Here is a 22689-nt window from a genome sequence, read left to right on the forward strand (position 1 = left end):
CTCCTGCTCTCCCCCCGCGCCGCCACACTGTCGGGGGTTGTGTTGCCGCGCACCCGGCTCGGCCCCCACCTCGCCACCCCGCTGAGCGACGTCATCTTCGTCCTGGACGAACCCGGCGCCGGGCTGCACCCGGCGGACAAGAATCACCTCCTCGGCATCGCCCTGGAGTTGCGTGAAGCCGGCAACACCGTCCTCCTCGTCGAACACGACCCCGAACTGATCGCCCGCGCCGACTGGATCGTCGATATGGGCCCCGGCGCGGGCCGTCTCGGCGGCGAGGTCCTGGTCTCTGGCTCACCCGCCCTGGCCGCCGCCAACCCCACCTCGGCCACTGGCCGCTACCTGGCCGGCAACGGGCCGCGGCTGCGCCGTACCCTCCGCCCGGTCCGCGACGACGCCGACTGGGTGGAACTGCACGGCCTGCGCGCCCACAACATGGCCGCGGAGCTGCTGCGCCTCCCTGCCGGGCGGCTCACCTGCCTGACCGGGGTCAGCGGCAGCGGCAAGAGCAGCGTCCTGGGCGCACTCGCCGCGGGCGCGGCGGCCGCCCTCAAAGGCACGGCCGCCGACACCGTGCGCGAGGTGACCGGACTCGACGGATTCGGCTGGGTCGCCGTGGTCGACCAGGAACCCCTCGGGCGCACGCCGCGATCCAACCCGGCCACGTACAGCAAGGCGTTCGACATCGTCCGCAAACTGTTCGCCGCCACCGATACGGCACGCGCGCGCGGCGTCGACGCCTCCTGGTTCAGCTTCAACACCACCGGCGGCCGCTGCGAGACCTGCACCGGCTTCGGCCGCAGGCTCGTCGACATGCACTTCCTCCCCGACATGTGGGTGGTGTGCGACACGTGCGACGGCCGGCGCTACGGACCCGAGGCCCTGGAGGTCACCTACCGGGGGCTGTCCGTCGACCAGGTGCTGGACCTGACCGTCGCCGAGGCCGGGGAGGTCTTCACCGAACCCCGGCAGCTCGCGGAGACCCTCACTGCGCTCGACCGGGTCGGGCTCGGCTACCTCCGCCTCGGCCAGAGCGCCACCGAGCTGTCCGGCGGCGAGGCCCAGCGCCTCAAACTCGCGTCCGCGATCCAGCGCGGCGCGGCGAGCCGCAAGGCCGGCCTCGTCATCCTCGATGAACCCGTCTCGGGCCTGCACCCGTCCGACATCCAGCGGGTCGTCGACGCGCTCGACATGCTGCTCGACTCCGGCAACACCGTCGTCGTGGCCGAACACGACATCCCCGTCGCCGCGTCCGCGGACTGGGTGATCGACCTCGGACCGGGAGCCGGCCCCAACGGAGGCGCAGTGGTCGCGCAGGGCACCCCCGACACCGTCGCCGGCGCGGACACTCCCACCGCGGGATACCTGCGCCGGTACGCGGCCGGCCTGCCACTCCTGGACGCCTCGGAGGACGCACGGCGCTGACGTACGGCGTGCCGGCGCGACCGGCAGGGTCGCATGCGTGGTCCGCGGCGGCTGTCCGTTCGCCACGGGCCAGGCATGGCTTGCACCGGGACCGGGGCAAGCCCGAGCCGCCGCGTATCTCCGTACACGACCACAACTCACAGTCGCCAGACCACGGCTCGCCAACTACCGATCAAATCCGCCAACTGCCGATCAACGTCACAAACCCTGCCTCAGCGGTGGACCGGCGCGTGGCCGCCGGAATCTGTCCACAGGAGACCGAGCCTCTTCCAACCTGAAGTGCCATCTCAGGGCCGTCAGCTGACATAACCTCAACACTGAAGAAGCCTCCGTGGACGGTCTCGTCGTTGAGGGTCGCCATCGCACACCCCCGTCCGGTTGTGTTGATGTGCGTCAGACCCTCTGGCAGGGTGACGCTGCAAACCGGGCAGGGAGTTCGATCTTGAGCAGGGCCAACGACCCAGTGCCGGTCAAGACGCGGCCGCAGTCTTCAAACGGGAGGGACGCATGCTGAAGCAGGTCGCCGAGGGTGTACTGATCCACCAGAGTGAGTTGCTCGAGAACAACACCGTTGTCGTGCATGGCAGGGACGGCGTGCTACTCGTAGACGTCGGGATTACCGGCGCCGAAATGACCTGCCTGGCGAACGACCTTCGTGAGCTGGGCCAGCCCGTGGTGGCAGGCTTCTCGACGCATCCTGATTGGGATCACGTGCTCTGGCATGCCGAACTTGGCGAAGCGCCTCGTTACGGCACAGCCCGCTGCGCGGCCTTCATGCAGGACGTGTTGTCGAACGCGGACTGGAAGGCCGGCGTCGCCGAGGGGCTGCCGCCGGAAATCGCCGAGGACACACCGCTGGCCTTGTACGGCCTCATCACTGGTCTGCCTGCTGAAACCGCGCAGCTTCCTTGGGATGGCCCCACGGTGCGGATCATTGAGCATACGGCGCATGCCCCGGGCCATGCGGCGCTGTTGATCGAAGAACGCCGAGTTCTCATCGCCGGCGACATGCTCTCCGATGTCTTCGTTCCCATGTTCGACGACACCGGCAACCCGATTGAGGACTACCTCGTCGGGCTGGGAGTGCTCGAGGGCGTAGTGGACGACGTCGATGTCCTCATCCCCGGACACGGATCCGTCGCCAGGGACGAGGAGGTACGCGCAAGGATCAAACTGGATCGAGCGTACGTGGAGGACCTACGTGACGCCCGGGTTTCCAGCGACCCACGGGTCGTATCGCCCAAGCCTGGCTGGGAGTGGGCAAGCGACATTCACGAAGGGCAGGCCCGAAGCCTCGCCCGAGCAAGCGGGCGCGAGGGGACGCCTGACTAGAGATCCGCTTCCGCCACAGGACGATCCTGCCAGTGAGCCGTTGCCAAGATGGCGTCGCTGACCGCGAGTTGGATAGTCCTGCGCATTGAGGAAGCTCCTGGTAGACGGGTTCTCTGGCGAGCGCCGCCGAAACCGGAACACCCTCAAGGGACACACCGGCGCGGTCACCTCGGTGGGTTTCAGCCCCGATGGCCGCACGCTCGCCACCGCCAGGCTTCTTTACTGTGCCGTCCTGGGCGCAGAGGAGTCGCCAGGACTGGTCCGCCGGCGAGCCCTCGGCCAAGACGTCCTCTTCGGCGTCGGCCATGTCGATGTCCCTGGGAATGGCGTGCAGCAGACCGGACAGCTACGCGCCGAGGCGGCCCTCCAGAATGTCCAGCGCGACAGGCGTCGGAACGGTGACCGACAAGGTCTGCACCGCGACCAGGTCCTCCGCCGTGATTGGTCGGCGATCTCCGGCCGGTCTCCCTCACCGGCCAGATGCTCGAACCGGCTGCCGGTGAACGCCACTGTGCCGGGCGGCAGACCTATGCCGACGTAGCGGCGCAGATCATCCACCAAACGCTCTGCACTCAGCAGCACGCGCAACCGCCGCCCCAACGGCGGCAACGACGTTCCAGTGGAAGAGGTCAGACGAACCCGTCCTTCATAAGGCGAGCAGTGCCCTGAATCCCCCACCGCCCATCTTCGGTCGGAGGAGCGTGGAAGCTCCACACCTGGTGCGGGGTGTGGAGCCCAGCTCACTCAGCGGAAGGGACCGTCGGTCGCGAAGGCGTGGGCTGCAAAGCGCTTGCCCATGCGACGGTATGCGGCGGCGGTGGGGTGAAGGCCGTCGGCGAGGTCGTCTGCCTCGTTGGGGCCGAGCAGTTCGCGCCCGTCGAGATAGTGGAGGTGGGAATCGGACGCCTGTCGTGCTGCGGCGATCCGGGCCAGCTCGGCACGGACCACCGCCAGCGACAATGCCCCGCCGGCCACATCGGCCGGGTCGCCCAGGGCAGCGAGCCTGCCGTCCGGGCCGGTCGCGGCCGGACCGGGGGTCTCCTCCAGGGTCGGACAGCTCACCGGAGAGATCAACAGCAGCGGGGTGTCCGGGTGTCCGTCCCGGATCGTGTCCAGGAATCCGTGGACCGCCGGGCCGAACGTCCGCAGCCGGAAGGCGGACAGGCTCACGATGTTGATGCCCACCTTGAGGCTGATCAGGTCGGCGGGCGTATCGCGGATCGTCCGGGCGACATAGGGATCCAGCAGCGCGTTGCCCGCCTGGCTGAGGTTGATGACCTCCACCCCGCCGAGCCCAGCTGCCACCACCGGCCAGGTCCCGGTCGGGCCGTCAGCCTCGATGCAATGGCTGATGGAGCTGCCATGGTGCACCCAGCGGCGCCGCCCGTCCGGCAGCGGTGCCAGGACGTCGCCGTCAGCGCGCAGTGCCACCAGTTCCGTTGGGGTCTGCTGTGGCAGCCACAACTCGACGCCCTTTATGCCGGCCGGCAGCCCGGCGAACCGTACAGTTGCTGGCTCGCCCGGGATGAGTCGCTGTACGGCCCCCGGGCCCGCCATCCGCAGCACGTTGCCCACCGGCGCCCGCTGACGCCCGGCCAAGGCGCCGTCCACCAGCAACTCCAGCATCCCGGTCGGGCGAGGGTGGGGGTCGGAGTCGAGCTGGCCGGTGGAGGTGAGTACCTCGAACTCCAATGCGCGCGCATCGGTGCGGAACACCAGCCGCACCCCCGAAGGCATCACGGTCACCCCGTAGACCGACGGATCCTGGTACTGCGCCTTGGTCCACGCGGGCAACCGGCGCGGCATCACCCCTGCCTGTGTGGTCTCCAGGTCCAGCGCACCCCGTAACTCCACCGGCCCGCCCACCAGTGGAACCGCCCGCATCGCCACCGTCACCGCTCCTGTCCCAGGTCAATGTGGACCGGAGATGACATCAGCCCGGCGCCTCCGTGGCTCATCGACGCCCGCCGAACTCCCAGTCGTGGACCTCGATGTCCGCATACCGGTCCGCAGTCAGGACAGCTCGTGCCGTGTCCGGGTCCGGGGCCCTGAGCAGCACCGCCGTACCCAGCCAGGTGTCGCCGTCGTCGGACAGCAGCGGCCCGTACGCGACCAGCTCGTCCCGGTCGAGCGGCAGGGCAAGGTCGGCGGCCGGGCCCTCGCCGAGACCGAGCACCAGGTACCGGTTGCCACCACTGCGGCCACCGGGGAAATCCCGCATGGTGTGCCCCAGCACGTTGCGCCACCGGCGCAACAGCACGTCCCGGTAGGCGCCGGCCTGGTAGTTGGGCTCGTCGAAGGCGAACGCACGGGCGGCGGCGGGATCGGGCAGGTCGACGATGTGCACGCTTCCGGTGGGTGTTTCACCGTCATCGGCGAAGGTCGGGCCGCGAGCGATCGGCTCCTTCGCGTACCCGTCCATGTAGGACCAGTGCTCCTCCAGCAACTCCTCGCGTAACGCGAGGGAGCCGGACCGATCACGGTGATAGCAGAAGAACTCCATGACCACAGACCCTTCCCCACCAAGGGCACCAACTCAACTGGCTTTTGGCCACGATGACCCCGCGCTCCAAACGAGGCAGCATCGGCGGGGAAGACAAGTCCGGGCACATACCGTGCATACAGCTGGACTACCGGGACCATCGCGACCGGCTCCGGCACTACGGACGCGTCGAACGGCTTGTAGTGGTCCGGTTCGGCGCACATCGGCCAGGACTCGTCGGCCGACCATCACAGCAACGGCCCGCCGACGGAACTGCCCCGGGCCCGGCTGCCCGGCCCGGGGGTAGAGGAGGGTGACCTCGCGCGCCGTACCGATCGACTGCGATCGTGCGGGACGTGGTGGGGCATCCTGCGGAGGCTGAGGCCGCCTCCTACCGTGCGCTTGCGGCCCTGCCCGAGACGTACCGACGCAACCGGGCGAACGCCTGGCACTACGGCCACGACGACCTACCGCAGATCCGGCAAACGCTCCTCGACGTGCACGCCGACGCGTACACGGACGACATGACCGAGTTCGACGAGCGCTTCCCCTGGTTCGTCGACCACTGGGGCGACAACCCGGGCTTCGCCTGCGCCATCGGCTACGACAGCGAGGAGCCGGTCGGGTTCGCCTACGGCGCCCCGGCCACCTCCGGCCGTGAATGGTGGCGCGAGCACGTCAGCACGCCGCCGACGGACGATTCCACGTTCCACGTGTCCGAGCTGATGGTGCGCCCGCAGTGGCGCAAGACCGGCACGGCAGAGCGGCTGCACGCGGCTCTGCTGGAGAGTCGGCCGGAGGCCCTTGCAGCTCTCCTGGTCGACCCCGACCACCCCAAGGTGCAAGCCCTCTACGAGACTTGGCAGTACCGGAAGGTGGGCAACCGCCAGCCCGTCCTCGACAGCCCCAACTTCGCCGTCATGCTGAGGGATCTTCGCGCCGCCGCATGACCGTCTCGCCCTTCTCGGGCCTTTCGGACGTAGCGCGCCGAATCGTCGACGACATTCCGGTTGTGCCGCTAGCGTCGGTCGCCTCACCCACCCAGACGACTCCCCAGGGAACATGAGCGGACAACCGGCACAGCCCGTCATCGACACCCACGTATTCCTCCGCGACGGCGACAAGATCCTCTTCTCTCAGCGCGGCGGACCGTACGGTCGCGGCCGATGGCACATGCTGTCGGGCAAACTCGACAAGGGCGAGCCCCTGCCCGTCGGCGCGGCCCGCGAGATGTACGAGGAGACCGGCATCGTGGCCTCCCTGGATCATCTTCGCCTCGTCCAGGTCGTCCATCACCGGCAGGGCCGGGACTCCGAGCGGATCGGTTTCTTCTTCCTGGCTACCGAGCGGGAGAGAGAGCCTGTCAACAAGGAGCCGGAGAAGTGCCTCGCACTCGAATGGTTCACCCTCCATGAGCTGCCGGAGGACGTCATTGAGTACCCTGCCGCAGGGCTGCACGGCTACCTGGAGGGGAAGCCGCTGAGCACGGAACCCGGCTGGTAGAACCTCCGCGACCGTGACTCTGCCTGGGCCCTCGCGCACCGAGCCGCCCAGAGCAGTTCTCGGCGATTCGGCCACCGACCCGTCTGTCGCCGCCCTGGACGTCCCAAGGGTCGATGCATGGCCCACCAACGCTCTGTCGCGCCCTGATGCGGATTCCGCTCCGACTCAAACACGTGTGTTCGAACCGGTCCTGCTCGTCGTTGACGCAACGACGCCACGACGTTCGCCTACAACCACGAGAAGGAGGGGACTTGACCTCGACCGACGCCATGGCACCGCCCCCGCCGGAGAGCACGTGGCGACGGTCGATCAAAGTGTCCTCCCGGGACAGGTCCTGTTGCGATGAGTTCTGCCGTAACTACTCACGGTAGAAGGTGTGAGGGTGTGCCGGTAGCGCGCCGACCGGGGTGGGTTCACGCGGCATGAGATCAGGGCGGCCTCACCCGTCGCCGGTTGTCGGCATGGCCCGAAGGCGCCGGACGGGGGAGCGGACCAGCACGAGGAATCCTGCGGCCGTGGCGGCCGCTGCGACCGCCATCGACGGGCCGAGACCGATCACGGAGACGAGCGCGCCGGCAGCGAGCGCGCTGAGGAACCTCGGGCCGAACGTCACCCAGGTGCCGATCGACTGCTGGCGGCCTTGGTAGCGGGGATCGCACACGCCCTGGCGTACCGAGCGCTGGGTCGAGCCGTGCGCGGTCGCCCCGGCGAACCGGACGGTGACGCAACCCCCGATGATGATCTGCCACAGCAGGCCCGGCCCGGCGAAGAGCACCGGCACCAGGATGAGCGGCTGCAGGGCCAGCGCGCACAGCAGGAGCGGGCCGACACCCCACCACGTGCCGCGCGGGCGGGCGAGCCGTCGGCCGGCCAGCGCGCCCACGACGCCGCCGACGCTCGCGCACCCCATGATCACCGCCAGGGCGACCGGCGACCAGTGCAACTCCCGGATCACGTAGATGAGGTAGAGGACGTCCCAGGCAGTCATCGCCAGCGACAAGGCCGTGTTCGACAGCACCAGCGGCCACAGCACCGGGTGGCGGGTGGTGTAGCGCAGCCCGTCGCGGATCTCCCGCCACAGGGTGCTGTCGGCCGGCCGAGGGCTCGGCGGCGGCTCCGGCGTACGGATCCGCGTCATGCACACGGCGCTGATGAAGTACGAGGCGACGTCGGCGACGATCGCTCTGCTCGTACCGAGCAGAGCGATCAGGCCGGACGCGAGGTAGCTGCCAGCGGCGTCCGTGAAGGAGAACAGGGCACCCATCTTCGAGTTGGCGGACGCGAGTTTGTCACCCCGGGCGAGCGAGGGCAGATAGCTGATCCCAGCCGTGGAGGAGACGTCGTTGACGGCGGCGAGCAGGAGGCCGACGACACACAGCAGCGGCAGCGACAACCGACCGAGGTACGCGGCGAGCGGCACGCACAGCAACAGCACTCCGCCCACCACCTTGCCCCAGGTCAGCAAGACGAGTTTGCGGTGCCGGTCGACCAGCGCCCCGCCCAACAGGGCCGTCAGCGCGGGCGGGAACCGCTGGGCGGCGTAGAGCACGCTCATCTCCAGCGGCGTCGCCCTCAGCGTGATCAGGGCCAGGCTCGGCAGCGCGACGGACGTGACCGCGCCGCCCAGCACCCCGACCGCCAGCCCGTTGTTGAACAGCATGAGGTCCCGGTTGACCGTGTCCTTGGCGGCCACCGGCGCCGAAGATGAGGCGGCATGGGGGAGTGGCTCATCGGAAGCCGTCACGCACAGCCTCCTTCGACCTCTTCCAGCAGGTTCAGCACTCGTGTGTGGCCCGGTCCTGGCTGCGGCGTCGAACGGAAGTTGCTCATGCCGGCTCCGCCGGGGCCGGGACTGACGCGGGACCGGAGGGAAGGAACTTCGCCGACTTGGCGGCCAGATGCCGGTCGAGGTACTCCGCGGCGTCGTCGGGGCGCATGCGGGCCAGGGCGACCAGGGCCGTGATGGCCACATCCGCGACTTCCGCATGAGCGTCCTCCCATGGAGCGGTCCCTTTGCGGGGGTTGGTGCCGCGGGCGCCGATGACCGCCTGGGAGGCTTCCCCGGTCTCCTCGGCGATCTTGAGGACTTGCAGGCTCCATTGCTCGTCTTGGTGCAGGCCGAGCGCGGCGTCGTGTTCGTTGAAGCGGCGGGCGAGTCGGTGGATGGTGTCCCAGACAGTGCCGTGCACGGTGTGGTGTCTCCTTCAGGGAGTTCGGGTCGGGGCGCCGAATCGGTCGAGTGCGGCAGCGAGGGGCTGTTCGCGGGGGAGGTCGGTGGTGCTGATGGTGTGGCTGTTGGCGTGGAGGCAGTGCGTGACCGCATGAGGGTGGTCCACGCGATCACCGGCAGTCGGCGGCGCTCGTCAGGTCCCCCGCTGTTGTTGTGGCCGGGGCGCTGCTGTCCAGGGCGGGCCAGTGGAAGACCAGCCGGGAATCCGCCTTGTCCAGCACATGGCCCTCGGGCAGTTCCTGGTCCGCCGTGCCGGCTGGGTGCACGGTCAGGTGGGGATAGCCCGCGGCACGGACGGTGCTGTCCCAATCGCGGACCCGAGCGGCCATCTGCTGGGCGAGGCCCTCGCCAGCGGGGCCGAAGGCGTGGACGATGAACTCGCTGCGGCGCTCGGCAGGGGTGTCACCGTCCTTGACCAGGACGTGGGTCAGGTACGCCAGAGATTCCTCACTCACCAGGGCGGCCGCGTCCGCGCCGCGCGGCACGGTCGCCAGGCCGCCGTCGTGCTCGCCGTCCACCGCGAGTCGGCAGAACCCGTCCAGTGTGGTGGCCAGGAGCAGTTGCAGGGTCTCGAACGACTCGCCGCCGGCCACACAACGCAGAGGCGTTCACCGCCTTCGGTCGGCCGTCGAGCCCCGAATCCAGCAGCTTGGCACGCAGTGTCGGGGAGCTGACCGCGTCGAATCCGCGCCACTCGGCTCCTGCGACCTCCGCATCCTGCAGAACGAGCTCGTGATGCTCCCCGACCAGGTAGAAGGCGAACCGTACGTCGTAGTGCCGGTGCGGCGGTTCTCCCTATGTCCGGGCGGGCCTCGATGTCGTGAAAGTCAATGTCGATCGGGATTCCGAGACGCTGCGGGGTGAGGCACAGATCGCTTGCCTTGATCCCGGTCTCCTCGCCCACTTCGCGCACCGCCGCGGCGCGCAACGTGCGATCCCCCGGCTCGGGATGATTGCCGGGGACGAGGACCAGACCGCTCGCCCGGTGAAGGATGTGCAGCACACGCCGATCCCGGTCGATCACCACGGCACTGCACGTGATGTGCGCTGGCATCGTTGTGCGGCTCGTCGGTTCCTGTGCCTCTTCGAGCAGCGTCAACAACGGCTCCACCGCGCCGTGTTCGGAGGGATGGCGCGTCAGGTACATCTGCACGAGAGCGCTGATGTCGGATCGGGCGGGCGGAATGTCAGCACCTCTTGCAGGTCGGGAACAGATACGGGCGGGCGTGGTGTACGAACTCACGCCTCGGATCACTCGGGAGGTCCTCGGAGGACACGGGCCTGGTAGGTGCGGGGGCACGGGCCGAACGAGTTGGGGTGATCGTCGTCCGGACCGCGAGCTGAAGCTCGCTGCTGGACCAGGGCAGTGGAGCCCGGGTACCGCGAGCGGTCATTGCTCCTCCTCGGCGCCCGTGGTGTCGGTGTTGGGAAGCACCCAAGAGAGTTCTGCGGTGGCAGCGCCAGCGGTGACCCACTGCTGGGTGTCCTCGAGGTGCAGCCGGTAGGTGGACGGCTCCCCGGCGGCCCTCCAGCGACCGGCGACGTCCTGGACTTCTCCCCAGATGTCCCGAGGCCCACAGGCCGTCAGGCTCCAGCGGTCGGCTCCAGTAGCCCGGGCGGTGAGCCATGAACCACAGGCCGGGGCCCCGATGACCACGTGGCCGGCAGACCAGTTGCGGACCAGCCCGGGCCGCAAGTGATCGAGAGCAAGCCAAAATCCGTGGGCCCCGTCCGGTGGAGGCGCCGTGCTGGTGTGGACGACGCGGCTCTCGTCCCCGGCCTCGATCCGGTCGAGGAATTCCCGCGAAATACATAGCCGCTCGAATCCATGACCGGGCCGATGCCCGAACTCCACCGGACGTAGTTCCCCTCGTACGCGGCCGCCGGACGTGGCGGTGATGATCGCCAGGCCGGGCCACGACGGCGACGTGCCGCTGAGGGTCGCCATCGCCTGCCCGCCCGGCGCGAGTTGGTCCACCCAGGCCGACGGCACCCTGGGGACGGCGTACGAGACGAAGATCCGCTCGTACGGTCCGCCGGCTGGCCAGCCGTCCGCTCCGTCCCCGGTCACCGCCCTCGGCCGGTAACCGAGACCGGCCAGGCGCGCCAGCGCTGCCTCGGTGAGATGTACATCGCGATCCAGCGTGACCACGGTCCGATCGCCGCAGATCCAACAAGCGACTGCCGCGGTCACGGCCGCGCCGGTGCCGATATCCAGCATCCGCTGCCCCGGCTGGAGGTCCAGGCTCTGTAGGAGCCCGGCCGTCATGCCCACCACACTCGACATCGAAGTGATCGTTCCCCCGGACCTCGGACCCGGGACACGACCGAGGAGCCGTTCGCCGGCGTGCTGGACGACCACGCTCTCCCCGCCGTACAGCAGAGTGAGCAGCTCGTCGCGGTGGGCCGGCTCCGCCCAGTCCAGCAGTTCCCACCGTGGCGGCTCCTCGCCTGGCTGGCTGCGCCTCACATAGGCCTGGGGAATCAGCACCTCGCGCCGGATCGCGAGGAGGGCGTTGCGCACCGGGCCGGGCCGCAGAACGCCAGCCTCTTCCAGCCGGGCGACCATAGCCTCCCGCGCTGTGCCGGGGTCCTGGACGATCCGCTGCGACGGGAGTGCTGGGGCCGCTGCTCCGGGTGAGGCGGGATCAGCCGGACCCCTCGCGGGTTCGGGTGTGCTGTCCTGTGCCGGGGCCAACGGTTCCTCCTGTTCCTCTCGCGTGATGGTTCGAGTGCGTTTGGCTCAACGAGGCGGAGGGCTCCTCGAACGCACGTTTTTGAGACGCGCTGACTTCCGCCCAAGGGCGGGGTGGTCGGACATGTGGGATGCAACGACCCTTGCCCGGCCTGGTCCGAGATGAGAACGATCTTGGCCGAAACGCGGAGTCCCCTCGGGTGCCCCGGGCTGGAGGGCGAGCATCTGGTCGGCATCAGGAGTCGGCCGTGATGCCGGGCGCTGCGTCCGAGGTCCGGCCGGCGCTCTCGGCAACGAGTTCGGCCATGCGGTCGATCGTGGCGAATCGGGGATCGAAAAGATCGGTGTCGCTGATCGGGGTCCTGAGTGCCTCTTCGATGTGGACGGTCAGGGCCACCACCGTCAGGGAGTCGAGGTATCCGGCGTCGAACAAGTTCACCTGCCGGCCAAAGCAGGGGTCGTCGTCGGCCACCGCGGCTTCGCGCCGGATGAACGCTTCGATGCTGGCAGCGGTATCAACTGGTGAGGGACTCATGAGGGCCTTCCGCGGGGATACGGGGTGCGGGGACGGGCTGGTGAACGCCGCCTCGAACGGTGGTGCGCAGCTCCAGAGGCGATCGGATGCCCAGAGTCCGCCGGAAGTGGTCTTCGAGGCTCTGCTGGTCGATGCCGGCGCGGAGCAGCTGGGGCAGGACACCGGTCTCGGCGTTGCGATCCCCGATCTGCGCACGGAGTTTGGGCCGCTGAAGTACGGGGGCCCAAGCCCGTGACCACGCCGACCGGCTCCTGCCCAAGGAGCTATCCCTGCGCGAGCGGAGGTGAACCGTGGCCTCTCGTTACCCGCCGCGAGCACGACCTGTCGCCAGCGGTCGTCTTGGCATCCGTCAGCGGCATCGTCCGGTTCGCGCAGTAGTACAGGGCGACGCTCATAGTGCGGAGCGTGCTGAGGGCGTACAGCAGGGTCGAAGGGTGCCGTGCCCGGTCGGCGATCTTGTCGGATCACTCAGGGCCCCACCCCTAGACATCCCATCTATTTGTCGGCGACGATGATCGCGCCCCCGCAATACGACGATGTGGCTGTCACTTCCGCGCGAAACAGCCTATGAATGCTGCCCGGGAGATCTCACTGTGATCAATGAATCCGAACCGCAGCGACGGAGCATCCTGAAGTTCGGCGGTGCCCTCGCCTTCGCACCTTTGGTCACTCAGCTGACCGGCGGCACCCCCGTGGGAGAGGCCCTCGCCGCAGGGAACGACGCGTCGGTGGCCCTCCAGTGGCCAGCCCTCTCGCGCAAGGCGCTGAAGTACAGTGTCCCTGGGGCTGACTGGCAGTCGCAGGCCCTGCCGATCGGCAACGGGCGACTCGGCGCAATGCTCTTTGCCGACCCCTACGAGGAACGCATCCAGTTCAACGAACACAGTCTGTGGGGCGGGGTCAACAACTACGACAACGCTCTCGCGGGCAAACCAGACAGCGACTTCGACACCGGAATGACCGGCTTCGGTTCGTACCGGAACTTCGGGGACGTCGTCGTCACCTTCGCTTCCCGTACGAGTCCGAAGGTCACGGCCCCGGGGGGACCGTACAGCAGCTCCGCATCAGAGAGTGTCGACAAGACGTACGACGGTGCATCGAGCACCAAGTGGTGCATCGACGGGCCAGGTTCGAAAGTGCAGTGGCAGGTCGAGCTGCCCGCCCCCGTCGCCATCGCGTCGTACCGTCTGACGAGCGCCAACGACGTGCCGCAGCGGGACCCGCAGGAGTGGACGTTTTCGGGTTCCGCCGATGGCACCTCCTGGACCACGCTGGACAGTCGCACTCTGGACGCACCCTTCGAGAGCCGTTTCCAGACGAAGGAGTTCACCTGCGCCGACAGCGTCGCCTACCGCTTTTACCGGTTCGACTTCGTCCCCAAGGCCGGCGTCAGCCACTTCCAGGTGAGCGAGATCGGTCTGGCCGGCGTCGACCTCGGCGGGGGCAGTCCGGTGTACCTGTCATCGCCGAGCGGACATTCCAAGGGAGCGGGGACCGGCGCCCGGGCCACGGACATCTCGAATTCGGTGGATGGCGATCCGGCCACAGTCTGGCGGGCCGCCAGCGGTGCACATGCGGTCGTCTGGCAGGCCGATCTGCCCCGCGCGGTCGCCGTCACGTCGTACACGCTGACGTCGGCCCCGGACCGTCCACGGGAGGATCCCCGGCGATGGCTGCTCCAGGCGTCGCAGGACGGGTATGACTGGACGACCCTCGACACACAGAACCCCGGTGCGCCCTTCGCCGGCCGTGGCGAGAGACAGACCTTCCGGATCAGCAACAGCACGGCTTACCGTGTCTACCGGCTCACCCTGACCCCCGGTGCCTCCTCAACCGGCCTCCAGATCGCGGAGATCGCGCTGGAAGGCGAGCGCTTCGACACGCGGACACTGCGGACGGTCATTGACTACGAGCGCAGCCTCGACCTCGTGAAGGGCGTCCATGTCACCCGCTTCGGCGCGCCGGGACGGCGCGTCCTGCGGGAGGCATTCGCCAGCCGGTCCGCGGACGTGATGGTCTTCCGGTACACGTCGGACAGCGCCCGGGGACTCTCCGGAGCGATCTCGCTGAGGTCTGGACAGGACCAGGCTCCCACGACCGTCGACGCCGGTGCCCGGAGGATCGCCTTCAGCGGTGTCATGGGCAATGGCCTCAAGCACGCGTGCACCGTCCGAGTCGTGCACACCGACGGAGACTTCAGCGCCGACGGATCGACGCTCCGGTTCAGAGACTGCACGACCATGACCCTGCTCCTCGACGCCCGTACCGACTACAAGCTCGACGCTGCCGCCGGGTGGCGCGGAGCCGATCCGGAACCGGTTGTCGTCAGGATGCTCGAAAAGGCGGCCCGGCGGCCCTATGAGAAGTTGCGCGCCGAGCACACCGCCGAGACGCAGGCCCTCATGAACCGCGTCTCGGTGGCCTGGGGCTCCTCAGAGGAGGCCGTCCTCGCTCTGCCGACCGACGCCCGGCTGGCGCGCTACGCGGCCGGCGGCGCCGATCCGACGCTCGAGCAGTGGATGTTCGACTACGGCCGATACCTGCTGATCAGCTCCTCCCGCCCGAACGGCCTGCCCGCCAACCTCCAAGGTCTCTGGAACGACAGCAACCAGCCGGCGTGGGCCTCCGACTACCACACCAACATCAATGTCCAGATGAACTACTGGGGAGCCGAGACCACGAACCTGCCGGAGTGCCACGAGGCTCTCGTCGGCTTCATCGAGCAGGTGGCTGTGCCCAGCCGTGTGGCCACCCGCAATGCCTTCGGCGCCGACACGCGCGGCTGGACCGCCCGCACCAGCCAGAGCATCTTCGGCGGCAACGCGTGGGAGTGGAACACCGTCGCAAGCGCCTGGTACGCGCAACACCTGTACGAGCACTGGGCGTTCACTCAGGATCTTGGCTACCTCCGCGCCGTCGCCTACCCGATGATCAAAGAGATCTGCGAGTTCTGGGAGGACCATCTCAAGGAGCGCGAGGACGGACTCCTCGTCGCACCGGACGGCTGGTCCCCGGAGCACGGGCCGCGTGAGGACGGCGTCATGTACGACCAGCAGATCATCTGGGACCTTTTCCAGAACTACCTCGGCTGCGAAGCGGCACTCGACACAGATCCCGCCTACCGGGCCAGGGTCGCGGACATGCAGAAACGCCTCGCGCCGAACAAGATCGGAAAGTGGGGCCAGCTGCAGGAATGGCAGGAGGACATCGACAGCCCCACCGACATCCACCGCCACACCTCGCACCTCTTCGCGGTCTACCCGGGCCGCCAGATCACCCCGAAGGCCCCCGACTTCGCCGCCGCCGCTCTCGTCTCGCTCAAGGCACGGTGCGGCGAGAAGGAAGGCGTCCCGTTCACGGCCGCGACGGTATCGGGTGACAGCCGTCGCTCATGGACCTGGCCGTGGCGAGCCGCCCTCTTCGCCCGCCTCGGTGACGGGTACCGTGCCCAGATCATGTTGCGCGGACTCCTGAGCTACAACACGCTGCCCAACCTGTTCTGCAACCACCCGCCCTTCCAGATGGACGGCAACTTCGGCATCTCGGGCGCCGTGGCGGAGATGCTCCTGCAGAGTCATGACGGCGTCATCCACTTCCTGCCCGCCCTGCCGGACGACTGGAAGCCCGAGGGGTCCTTCACCGGCCTCCGCGCCCGGGGCGGCTACGAGGTCAGTTGCGAGTGGCGGAACGGCAAGGTCACGTCGTACAGGATCGTGGCCGATCGGGCACGGAACCAGAAGAACGTCACTGTGCGGATGAACGGCACGGACAAGAAGGTGAAGCCGACCAGACCCTGACGGCGTCACGGGTTCGCCGTCGCCCCAGCAGCCGAGCCGACGACCAGCCACCGCCACGAACGAGGTGGCCCGCGTCGTCGGCTCGACCGGCCCCGGCTATCCGGGGACGGAAGAACCAGCTCGTGGGGGTGTCTCCTCGGTATTCCCGGGGTGTTGAGCGGAGCGGGTGTGGGTAGAGCAGAGGCTGACGCTCCCGTTGCTCATCGGCTCGGAGCACGACGATTGACCGGCGAGAGCCGTGACGGGCGTCCGGGCCAGGAACGCGCTGGATCCGTCTGCGTCGAGCCTGCACAGCCACGTCCGCAGCACATGGGGGACAGGAGTCGTCGACCAGCGCGTGCCGATCGGCGGCCACCTGTTCGTCGGTGACCGTCCGGGCCCGCTGGGACGACCAGGCGCCCTGCCGAACGGTCGAGGCCGGCCAGGGGCAGGTGGCGAATCGCTTGTGACCCCAGGGCATGGATGGCCACCAAGGCAACGGCGACCTTCGCCATCGCAGCGGTTCGTGACCCTCAGCCTGGCGCTCGGCCAGGACCTACGCGGACAGGACCTGGTCGTCGTCACGGCATGGGCGGGGGACGAGGAGCCCATCAAGGACCACCTCCTCGCCCGTCTTCTGCAAGACGCCGGCTGGCCCGCCGTCGTGGGCGACACCGGAGACTTCGACGTGGCGGTCGTGGGCCTGCCCACCCGCGCCGACACCGACCATGCGCAGACCCTGCTGGCCGATCACGGGATACGGGGTGGCATCAGCCGCATCGTGGAGCCGGCGGCACTTCCTCTGGCGCTGCGCCAAAGCCGCAGCGCGGCCTCCGTCGCAGCGGCGGCCTCGACCACGGAAGTGCGTCATTTCGACGATCTCGGAGCTCTGCGCCTCCTCGTCGCACTCTCCGAAGGTCCCGAGCTCAGACGTTACGTCGAGGACGAACTCGGTCCGCTCCTGGAGCACGACGCACTGGCGAAGAACCCTCTGCTGCCCACCCTGCGCACGTTCCTCGACTGCGGTGGCAACAAGGCGCGGGCGGCGGAGGAACTCTTCATCCAGCGGCGCACCCTCTACCACCGCCTCGACAAACTCTCCGAGATACTCGGCCTCGACCTCACGCAGGTCAGCAACCAGCAGCGGCTGCAACTGGCCGTGCGCGGAAACGACCTGCTGCGCAAGCCCACGCTGCGGCGAACCTGACCTGCGGCGTGCCTGACCGCTGCGACGTCAGCCCTTCGTCGCCCTGGCAAGGGCCGGGGCGATCCGCAGAGCGTTCGCCCCGATCGTCAGGGCCGGATTGAGCGCCGCGGAGGACGGGAAGAACGACGAATCGGTCAGCCAGAGGTTCTCGACGTCATGGCTGCGGCACAGGGGATCGAGCACGCTCTGCGTCGGGTCGTGACCCGCCACGGCCGTTCCGCACATGTGGGAGTTGGTCTCGATACCCATGCGCTGGGTGAAGATCAGCGGATAGCCGGCCTTGCGGACCGCCTTGGTCACCCGGCGCACGAGTTCGTGGTGGGGCGCGAGGTTGGTCGGCGTCCAGTCGATGAGGATGCGGTCACCGTCCACGCGTACCCGGTTGTCCCGGGAGGGGAGGTCCTCGGTCGTCAGGTAGATGTCGAGGCTTCTGGCCGCCATGAACTTCAGGGCCCATGTCGGTGCCCACGGACGCGCGGGCTTGAGCATGGGGGCCTGCAGCTTGCCCAGCATCTGGAGGTTCCCGAGCGGGAAGCGCGTTCCCGGTCCGGCCTCGTAGAAGTCGTTCAGGCCGAGCGTCTTCTGCCACTGTGTGGGGTTGGTCCGCAGGGGGTTGACCCCGACGAAGAACGTGCTGTTGTGGACCATGTAGTTGCGGCCCAGCAGTCCGGACGAGTTGGCGAGACCCTGAGGGTGCGCATCGTCGGCCGAACGGAGCAGCAGCGCCGTCGAGTTGACGGCACCTCCGGCGAGGGCGAAGGTCCTGGCGTTGATACGGATGATCCGGCCCGCGCGCCGTGCCTCGGCGGCGACGACCTTCCGGCCGTCGGGCGAGGTGATCAGGCGGGTGATCTCCGCACCCGTGAGGATCTTCACGCCGTCGCGCAGCGCGGGGAGGAGGATTCGGTTCTCGGCGTCGGACTTCATGCCCGTCTCGTCCGGACAGCCGTCGGCGGTCGTCACGGCGGCGCGATCGGCCTGCGTGTCGATGTTCAGCGCGTTCGGTGTGTGGAACGGATGCAGGCCCTGCCTGCGCAGCGATCGGGAGAACCGCTCGATCTCCGGTTCATGCTGAAGCGCCGGATACGGGTAGGGCTTGGAGCGAGGCGGCTCGGTCGGGTCCTCGCCGGGCTGCCCGTGCACCTGGAGCAACTGCTCCATGACGGTGTAGAAGGGCTCCAGTTCGTCGTAACCGAAGGGCCAGGCACGCGAGACGCCCTCGTGGTGTTCCACCTCGGTGAAGTCACTGCGCCGGAATCGCGGCAGCATGGCACCGTAGAAACGGGTGTTTCCCCCCACCCAGTAGTACACACCCGGCGCGAACGGCTTGCCGGTGCTGCCGTCGTACCAATAGCCGGCGTTTTTGTACCGGCCCTTGATATACATCTCGGTCGGCTGCGAGTTCTCGGGTTCACGGGGAAGGAAGTGGCCCCGTTCTGCGACGAGCACGTCGAGACCGGAGTCCTTCAGCGCCCAGGCCAGCGAGGACCCGCCCATACCGGAGCCGATGATCAGGACATCGGTGCTGATCTCTTCGGAGGTGCCGACGGAAACGAGAGAATCGGGCCGAAGCTCCGGGGGCGTGTAATCCTGACGGACCGGGTCGGACATGATCGAGAATCCCCTTCTTGCCGCGGTATTTCCGAGAGAGCCTAAACAGCTACCTGAATGCATCACATACACGAGATGGGCAATGACTGGCGATCAAGGTGCACACTGTGTGCACCGGGAGTTCCGACCAGGTAGGTCCGCACCGCTCCTGGACCGCGGCGCCACAGTGTGCAGTCCTGCAGGCGAATATTGCTCACCTCGTGCATGTGCCGAGCGTGCCTGGCGTCTCTAGCGTCTCCAGGGATCACGCCGCCGATCAGGGCGACCGGACTTCCGTGGAGGCGCAATGGACAGGGAATCGTATGACTTCATCGTCGTCGGAGCCGGCTCATCCGGCTGTGCGGTCGCGGGCCGTCTGTCCGAGGATCCTGATGTCACGGTCGCTCTGATCGAAGCAGGGCCGCCGGCCCGGGGCCGCCTCTTCGAGATCCCCTCACTGTTCTCGCAACAGCTCAAGACGACGTTCGACTGGGACTTCGAGACGGACCCCGAGCCGCAGCTCGGCGGGCGCCGCGCCTACCTGCCCCGCGGCCGGGTGATCGGCGGCACCAGCTCGATGAACACGATGCTGTACGTCCGCGGTCACCGCTACGACTACGACACATGGGAGCGGCTCGGGAACCCGGGCTGGGGGTATGACGATGTTCTGCCCTTCTTCAAGAAGTCCGAGGACAACGAGCGCGGAGCCGACGACTTCCACGGCGTCGGCGGCCCTCTCGCCGTCAGCAACCCCACCTCCGTCCACCCCCTTCTGACGGCATGGGTCGAGGCGGCTCAGGACGCGGGGTACAAGCACAACCCGGACTTCAACGGATCCGAGCAGGAGGGCGTGGGCTACCACCAGGTCACACAGCGAAACGGCCTGAGGTGCAGTAGCGCGGCAGCGTTCCTGGAGCCGGCCGCGGGTCGTCCGAACCTCACCGTCCTTCCCTCGACGACCGCTCTGCGTCTCCGCTTCGACGGCACGCGGGCCGCCGGCCTGGAGGTCGACCACCTCGGCACCGTCCGGACGATCCGGGTCAACCGTGAGATCGTGCTGTCCCTCGGGGCCTACAACTCACCCCACCTGCTCCTCCAGTCCGGCGTCGGACCGGCCGGCGAACTCTCCGCGGGAGGGATCACGCCCCTGCACGACCTGCCTGATGTCGGCAGGAACATGCAGGACCACACCGGGTGCTTCATCAGCTTCTTCAGCGACACCGAGCCGCTTCTGGGACCGGACACCTCCCGGGAAGAGCGACTCCTACGCGAGCAGGGAACCGGTCCGATGGCCTGGAACGAGACCGGCGGCTTCTTCAGCTCCAGTGATGACGTCCCCGCCCCGGACATCCAGGTCCATGCCGCACTGGGCATCGTCCGTGACGAGGGTCTGGCCGCGCCGCTTGAGCCCGGGATGTCGTTCGGTCCTTACGTCGCGCGGCCCGCGAGCCGCGGCTCGGTGCGGCTGCGGCACTCCCACCCCTACGCCAAGCCGCGCATCTTCCACAACTACCTCGACGACCCCGACGACCGCCGACGGCTGCGGGAGGGCGTCCGGCTGTGCATGGGCATCGCCCGTGAAAAGCGGCTGACGTCCCTGCTGCAGGCGGATCTGCGCGCGGCCGCCGACGCCGGACTCGCCCCGATGTCGGACAGTGACCAGGACATCGACGACTTCATCCGCACGCAGTCGTTCTCCTTCTACCACCCGTCGGGCACCTGCATGATGGGCAAGGTCGTCGACCACGAACTTCGTGTGCACGGGCTGGAGAACGTCCGCGTGGCGGACACGTCGATCATGCCGACCCTCGTCACCGGGAACACGAACGCTCCCGCCATCATGATCGGAGAAAGGGCCGCCTCGTTCATCCAGACGCCGGCGGGGTGACCCCTTTCCGACGAGGAAGGCCCTGACAGCGCCACGAGATAAGAACACGCTGGGCAGGGCCTCTTACTCCCTGCTGACGCATCGCACCGCTGGACAGCGGGGACGCGGCCCCTCCTCCGGGGCGGAGGCGCCGCGTCCGAGCGTGACAACGACCCGCGTCGGCAGGCGTCACGAGCCGCCGCGCCGGGTGTCCCGGACGAGCCGCCAGTCCTGCGAGCCGTCGTCGGGGCCTCGCCGACGTCGAATTCGGCACCGAGGAATGGGTCGACTGGTTCAACAACCAGGGCCTCCACAACGCGATCGGAGACATCCCGCCCCACGAGCACGAGACCAACCACTACGCTCAACACCAGCCCCAACCGGCGGCTGGAGTCAACGCATAGAGCCTCCACCGATCCCGGAGCGGTTCATCCTGCGAATTCTCGCCCGTCTGATGCAATTCCCGAGGGTTGGTGTAGGCGCTGGCCCGGTCCCGGCATATGATCTCGGCTCCGGGGTGCTCGGTGAGCCAGGCCGCGAATTATTCGGAGGTGCGGTCGGGTAGCACGTCCATGACCCGGCCGGCCCCGACGTCGACCAGCACGGTGCCGTAGGTGCAGCCCCTGCGGAAGGCGAACTCATCCACCCCCAGGACCTGCGGCGCATGGTCCGGCACCGTCGGCGCGGTTAACAACCTGAGCAGCCGGGTCCGGCCCGCGACCAGCCTCAGGCGGCGGCACAACCGTGCGGCCGGACGTCCGCCGAGCTCGATCGCGATCGACCGCAGCCAGTCTGTCAGCCCGGTGCTGGAGCGGCGGTGCCGCTCGGACAGGCCCGGCACCTGCTCGACGAACGTCTTGCGGAAGCAGCTTTCCGGTCACAGAAGTGCCGGCGGACCCGCAGCCGGACGAGGACCCGGCGAGACTCAACGGCCCTCCAGCCAGGATGCGTTGGTACGTGCTGTGTGTGCGCCTCGCCTGTTTCCGGCAGTCGGGGTACCGGCCCGGGCGAGCGGTGGACACCGCCTCCACCACAGGGACGTCGGAGGAGTCGGTGACGCGCTCCACTCGCACATCGATCCCGGGAAACAGCACAGCCTCGACCGTCTTGCTCGCCATGCTGGGACATATTCTGCCGAAACGATCCCTCGCTCACTTCGCTCACCTGGGGATTCACGGAACTGCGGACAGAGCCAAATCGGCCACTGCCGCTCTTCGCCCCACTTTGTTGCAGCTTGAACGTGTGGGAAAGATGGGCATTGAAGGAACCACTTCCCGCAAAGAGCCTGTTTCCGAGCTTTCGGTGCACGTCAGAGTCATGATCGTGCGTGACAGCGGCTCCGGGGGTGGCTTGGACGGGGAACTCGTGACGTGGATGGTGTCGATTCCGCCGAGGGCTGTTCGTGTAGAGGGCGAGCAGGGCCGCGGAAGGGCGGTCCGCAGAGGACAGGAGCAGATCATGCGCTCGATCACGGCGACGATGTCGGTCACCCTCGATGGCGTTGTCCAGGGCCTCGGCCGCCCGGACGAAGACACCCGCGGCGGCTTCACCCACGGAGGCTGGGGCGGGCAGTACAACGACCAGGTCATGGGCCAGGAGATGGGCAAGAGCATGGCCAACCCCGGCGACATGCTCTTCGGCCACCGGACCTGGAACGACTTCATCAGGGCGTGGGCAGGAGCGACCGACGGCAACCCGTTCACCACGCACATGAACGCGGCCACGAAGTACGTCGTGTCCAGGACCCTCAAGGACGCCGACGCCTGGCAGAACTCGATCCTGCTGAGCGGGGAGGCCGTCGAGACGGTGGCCGACCTCAAGGCCAGCCCCGGCAACGCTCTGTCGATCATCGGCAGCGCCTCGCTCATCCGCTCTCTGCACGCCGTCGGCCTGGTCGACCGCTACCAGTTGCTGATCCACCCGCTGACCCTGGGCAGCGGCACGCGCTTGTTCGAGGGCCCCGCGCCGCTCACCGAGTTCGAGCTCACCGACTCCGTCACCACCACCAAGGGCGTGATCATCGCCCGCTACTCTCGCCGATAAGGGA

At 68.3% G+C, this 22689-nt stretch carries 18 protein-coding genes and 4 pseudogenes; 11 read left to right on the top strand and 11 right to left on the bottom strand.

The genetic code is table 11. The annotated features are described in order from the left end of the window. From AB0959_RS50540 to AB0959_RS50550, 3 genes and pseudogenes are all read left to right on the top strand, one after another. Window positions 1-1425 (top strand): annotated as a pseudogene (locus AB0959_RS50540) (excinuclease ABC subunit UvrA); the annotation flags it as partial. A 507-nt stretch (window positions 1426-1932) separates the two neighbouring features. Continuing rightward, window positions 1933-2757 carry an MBL fold metallo-hydrolase gene (locus tag AB0959_RS50545; RefSeq protein ID WP_366833765.1) on the top strand — a complete coding sequence of 275 codons (825 nt, stop codon included), beginning with the start codon at window positions 1933-1935 and terminating at the stop codon, window positions 2755-2757. Between the two features lie 85 nt (window positions 2758-2842). Then, window positions 2843-2959: pseudogene (locus AB0959_RS50550) on the top strand (WD40 repeat domain-containing protein); the annotation flags it as partial. 144 nt (window positions 2960-3103) lie between these two features. On the opposite strand, the gene AB0959_RS50555 reads toward AB0959_RS50550, so the two are convergent. The 3 genes from AB0959_RS50555 to AB0959_RS50565 all read right to left on the bottom strand — a co-directional run bounded on the left by AB0959_RS50555 (window position 3104) and on the right by AB0959_RS50565 (window position 5260). After that, window positions 3104-3175: a hypothetical protein gene (locus tag AB0959_RS50555; protein ID WP_366833785.1), complete on the bottom strand. Its 72-nt coding sequence runs from the start codon at window positions 3173-3175 to the stop codon at window positions 3104-3106. Between the two features lie 326 nt (window positions 3176-3501). After that, window positions 3502-4641, bottom strand: a complete 1140-nt coding sequence (locus tag AB0959_RS50560) for a GDSL-type esterase/lipase family protein (protein WP_366833767.1) — start codon at window positions 4639-4641, stop codon at window positions 3502-3504. Between the two features lie 70 nt (window positions 4642-4711). After that, on the bottom strand, window positions 4712-5260 hold the full coding sequence (locus tag AB0959_RS50565; RefSeq protein WP_366833768.1) for a YciI family protein: 549 nt from the start codon (window positions 5258-5260) through the stop codon (window positions 4712-4714). Between the two features lie 389 nt (window positions 5261-5649). Between AB0959_RS50565 and AB0959_RS50570 the strand changes: the two genes are divergently transcribed. Then, window positions 5650-6189 carry a GNAT family N-acetyltransferase gene (locus tag AB0959_RS50570; RefSeq protein ID WP_366833786.1) on the top strand — a complete coding sequence of 180 codons (540 nt, stop codon included), beginning with the start codon at window positions 5650-5652 and terminating at the stop codon, window positions 6187-6189. 112 nt (window positions 6190-6301) lie between these two features. Next, a complete protein-coding gene (locus AB0959_RS50575) occupies window positions 6302-6742 on the top strand; it encodes an NUDIX domain-containing protein (RefSeq protein ID WP_366833769.1) in 441 nt (146 codons plus the stop codon). Between the two features lie 439 nt (window positions 6743-7181). On the opposite strand, the gene AB0959_RS50580 is transcribed toward AB0959_RS50575, so the two are convergent. From AB0959_RS50580 to AB0959_RS50605, 6 genes and pseudogenes are all read right to left on the bottom strand, one after another. Beyond that, window positions 7182-8486, bottom strand: a complete 1305-nt coding sequence (locus tag AB0959_RS50580; RefSeq protein ID WP_366833770.1) for an MFS transporter — start codon at window positions 8484-8486, stop codon at window positions 7182-7184. Between the two features lie 82 nt (window positions 8487-8568). Beyond that, on the bottom strand, window positions 8569-8931 hold the full coding sequence (locus AB0959_RS50585) for a MazG-like family protein (protein WP_366833771.1): 363 nt from the start codon (window positions 8929-8931) through the stop codon (window positions 8569-8571). A gap of 151 nt (window positions 8932-9082) precedes the next feature. Continuing rightward, on the bottom strand, window positions 9083-9565 hold the full coding sequence (locus tag AB0959_RS50590; RefSeq protein WP_366833788.1) for a hypothetical protein: 483 nt from the start codon (window positions 9563-9565) through the stop codon (window positions 9083-9085). Window positions 9566-9900: 335 nt separating this feature from the next. Continuing rightward, window positions 9901-10119 (bottom strand): annotated as a pseudogene (locus tag AB0959_RS50595) (NUDIX hydrolase); the annotation flags it as partial. Between the two features lie 243 nt (window positions 10120-10362). Further along, window positions 10363-11541 (bottom strand): protein-L-isoaspartate O-methyltransferase, encoded by a 1179-nt coding sequence (locus AB0959_RS50600; protein WP_366833772.1) that lies wholly within the window; start codon window positions 11539-11541, stop codon window positions 10363-10365. 361 nt (window positions 11542-11902) lie between these two features. Then, window positions 11903-12202, bottom strand: coding sequence for an acyl carrier protein (locus AB0959_RS50605; protein ID WP_366833773.1), 300 nt, complete (start codon window positions 12200-12202; stop codon window positions 11903-11905). Between the two features lie 40 nt (window positions 12203-12242). Between AB0959_RS50605 and AB0959_RS50610 the strand changes: the two genes are divergently transcribed. The 3 genes from AB0959_RS50610 to AB0959_RS50620 all read left to right on the top strand — a co-directional run bounded on the left by AB0959_RS50610 (window position 12243) and on the right by AB0959_RS50620 (window position 17185). Then, window positions 12243-12437: a hypothetical protein gene (locus AB0959_RS50610; RefSeq protein ID WP_366833774.1), complete on the top strand. Its 195-nt coding sequence runs from the start codon at window positions 12243-12245 to the stop codon at window positions 12435-12437. A gap of 358 nt (window positions 12438-12795) precedes the next feature. Next, a complete protein-coding gene (locus AB0959_RS50615) occupies window positions 12796-15999 on the top strand; it encodes a glycoside hydrolase N-terminal domain-containing protein (protein WP_366833775.1) in 3204 nt (1067 codons plus the stop codon). A 505-nt stretch (window positions 16000-16504) separates the two neighbouring features. Next, window positions 16505-17185: a helix-turn-helix domain-containing protein gene (locus tag AB0959_RS50620; protein ID WP_366833776.1), complete on the top strand. Its 681-nt coding sequence runs from the start codon at window positions 16505-16507 to the stop codon at window positions 17183-17185. A gap of 27 nt (window positions 17186-17212) precedes the next feature. Here the strand turns inward: AB0959_RS50620 and AB0959_RS50625 are convergent, their stop codons facing one another. Beyond that, the gene (locus AB0959_RS50625; RefSeq protein WP_366833777.1) at window positions 17213-18796 is read right to left on the bottom strand and encodes a GMC family oxidoreductase; all 1584 of its coding nucleotides are present in this window, start codon (window positions 18794-18796) and stop codon (window positions 17213-17215) included. Between the two features lie 286 nt (window positions 18797-19082). On the opposite strand from AB0959_RS50625, the gene AB0959_RS50630 reads away from it, so the two are divergent. Then, a complete protein-coding gene (locus tag AB0959_RS50630; RefSeq protein ID WP_366833778.1) occupies window positions 19083-20663 on the top strand; it encodes a GMC family oxidoreductase N-terminal domain-containing protein in 1581 nt (526 codons plus the stop codon). A gap of 239 nt (window positions 20664-20902) precedes the next feature. Then, a pseudogene (locus AB0959_RS50635) lies at window positions 20903-21046 on the top strand (IS3 family transposase); the annotation flags it as partial. A gap of 137 nt (window positions 21047-21183) precedes the next feature. On the opposite strand, the gene AB0959_RS50640 reads toward AB0959_RS50635, so the two are convergent. Further along, the gene (locus tag AB0959_RS50640) at window positions 21184-21483 is read right to left on the bottom strand and encodes a hypothetical protein (protein ID WP_366833779.1); all 300 of its coding nucleotides are present in this window, start codon (window positions 21481-21483) and stop codon (window positions 21184-21186) included. 617 nt (window positions 21484-22100) lie between these two features. Here AB0959_RS50640 and AB0959_RS50645 point away from each other — a divergent pair. After that, window positions 22101-22685, top strand: a complete 585-nt coding sequence (locus AB0959_RS50645; RefSeq protein ID WP_366833780.1) for a dihydrofolate reductase family protein — start codon at window positions 22101-22103, stop codon at window positions 22683-22685. The last annotated feature ends 4 nt before the right edge of the window (window positions 22686-22689 follow it).

Source organism: Streptomyces sp. NPDC046862 (assembly GCF_040704615.1).
Classification (GTDB): Bacteria; Actinomycetota; Actinomycetes; order Streptomycetales; family Streptomycetaceae; genus Streptomyces.

Coding starts and splice junctions, on each gene's coding strand:
- AB0959_RS50605 (WP_366833773.1), bottom strand. CDS start 12,202: ATGAGTCCCTCACCAGTTGATACCGCTGCCAGCATCGAAGCGTTCATC.
- AB0959_RS50575 (WP_366833769.1), top strand. CDS start 6,302: ATGAGCGGACAACCGGCACAGCCCGTCATCGACACCCACGTATTCCTC.
- AB0959_RS50545 (WP_366833765.1), top strand. CDS start 1,933: ATGCTGAAGCAGGTCGCCGAGGGTGTACTGATCCACCAGAGTGAGTTG.
- AB0959_RS50645 (WP_366833780.1), top strand. CDS start 22,101: ATGCGCTCGATCACGGCGACGATGTCGGTCACCCTCGATGGCGTTGTC.
- AB0959_RS50560 (WP_366833767.1), bottom strand. CDS start 4,641: ATGCGGGCGGTTCCACTGGTGGGCGGGCCGGTGGAGTTACGGGGTGCG.
- AB0959_RS50600 (WP_366833772.1), bottom strand. CDS start 11,541: ATGGTCGCCCGGCTGGAAGAGGCTGGCGTTCTGCGGCCCGGCCCGGTG.
- AB0959_RS50565 (WP_366833768.1), bottom strand. CDS start 5,260: ATGGAGTTCTTCTGCTATCACCGTGATCGGTCCGGCTCCCTCGCGTTA.
- AB0959_RS50625 (WP_366833777.1), bottom strand. CDS start 18,796: ATGTCCGACCCGGTCCGTCAGGATTACACGCCCCCGGAGCTTCGGCCC.
- AB0959_RS50630 (WP_366833778.1), top strand. CDS start 19,083: ATGGACAGGGAATCGTATGACTTCATCGTCGTCGGAGCCGGCTCATCC.